General features: G+C 42.7%; 2 protein-coding genes. Both read left to right on the forward strand.

The features are described 5' to 3' along the window. Positions 1 to 244 precede the first annotated feature (244 nt). The gene (locus DW677_RS18015; RefSeq protein ID WP_009256592.1) at positions 245 to 880 is read left to right on the forward strand and encodes a hypothetical protein; all 636 of its coding nucleotides are present in this window, start codon (positions 245 to 247) and stop codon (positions 878 to 880) included. After that, positions 873 to 1,193: a plasmid mobilization relaxosome protein MobC gene (mobC, locus tag DW677_RS18020; protein WP_002595443.1), complete on the forward strand. Its 321-nt coding sequence runs from the start codon at positions 873 to 875 to the stop codon at positions 1,191 to 1,193. The genes DW677_RS18015 and mobC overlap by 8 nt, the downstream gene beginning before the upstream one ends. Positions 1,194 to 1,302 lie beyond the last annotated feature (109 nt).

Genomic DNA, 1,302 nt, shown 5'->3' on the forward strand with positions numbered 1-1,302 from the left:
AAGAGGAAGTAAGCTCCACTGTATTTCTGGCGAAATCCACGCACGAATATATCCGCTTGACAAGTGGCTATCACTATGCTAAATTATGTGTAGCGGATATATTGCAAGTTCCCTAAAGTGATAGCCTAACGGCTACACTTTAGAACTTGTGAGGGTGGCAAGCCCCCCTTCAATCCCCCTTGAAATGACCGCAGATATGCGGAAATTTGTTGAGTGATAGCCAAGATGAAAGAGAGGTAAAAGCATGAGTTGGGGCGAAGAACAGAAGAAAGAAATTGAGACAATCAGAGAGAGAAAAATCACAGTGAAATTGTCGGACGCAGATTGTGACCGACTGGCGAGAAAGTGTGGGGAGCATGGTCTGACAATCGGAGAGCTGATAGAGAATTTTGTCGGAGATTTGGTGGGCGGTACTTACTCCAATGGAAGTGATGAAAGAGATTATGCTGACCAGTGGTTCGAGCGTTGTTGGTTCGGAATGTTCCCAGAGCCTACACTGCTGAATCACTTATTGAATTTGGGTTATGAACCAGAGCATTATCTGGATATGTTGGAGAACGTAGAGACAATAAAATCCGACATTGAAATCACTAAACAGAACATAGCAGAGCCAAGTGATGAATGGAAAGACATTGTGTACCACAAGTACAATGATGATAGAACAAGCTATGAGTGTGTGCCTTGTTACAATAGTGTTGATGAATATATAGCAAGCGAAAAAGAAGATTTAGAAAGCTATAAGGCAGACTTAGAAGAAGCACTGGAAGAACTGAAAGACATGAGAGCGGACTGGAAGCCAGAGAAAGAGCCGAACATGAACGAGGAAATCGAACTCATTAAGAAGTGGGTAAAGGAAAGAGAGGACTTCATCAATGAATAGGACAAGACCGAAGCAGATAGTTATAAGAGTGTCAGAGGAAGAACTTGCACAGATAAAAGAAAAAGTAGAGCAGTCTGGAAAGAGCCAACAGCAATATATCATTGAAGCCCTCACACAGTCGAACATTGTCAATCTGGACGGACTGAAAGAGATATATCCAGAGCTGAAAAGGCAAGGCAACAATCTGAACCAGATAGCCAAGAAGCTGAATGAAAATGGATATGTGGACTATAAGCAAGAGCTTCCTAACACCATGAAAGAGGTGAGAGAAGTATGGCAGTTATTAAAGCAGTATCTTCAAAAGCAGGCATAGGGCAAGCACTGGACTATGTGACAAAAGAGGAAAAGACAGAGGATAAGCTTGTCAGCGGTCTGCACTGTGAACCAGATACAGTAAAGGACGAAATGCAAGCCACCAAGGA

It is taken from the genome of Clostridium sp. AM25-23AC (assembly GCF_003435125.1).
GTDB classification, from domain to species: domain Bacteria; phylum Bacillota; class Clostridia; order Lachnospirales; family Lachnospiraceae; genus Pilosibacter; species Pilosibacter fragilis.

Excerpts from the sequence above, each read along its gene's own strand:
- DW677_RS18015 (WP_009256592.1), top strand. The coding sequence starts at position 245 with ATGAGTTGGGGCGAAGAACAGAAGAAAGAAATTGAGACAATCAGAGAG.
- mobC (WP_002595443.1), top strand. The coding sequence starts at position 873 with ATGAATAGGACAAGACCGAAGCAGATAGTTATAAGAGTGTCAGAGGAA.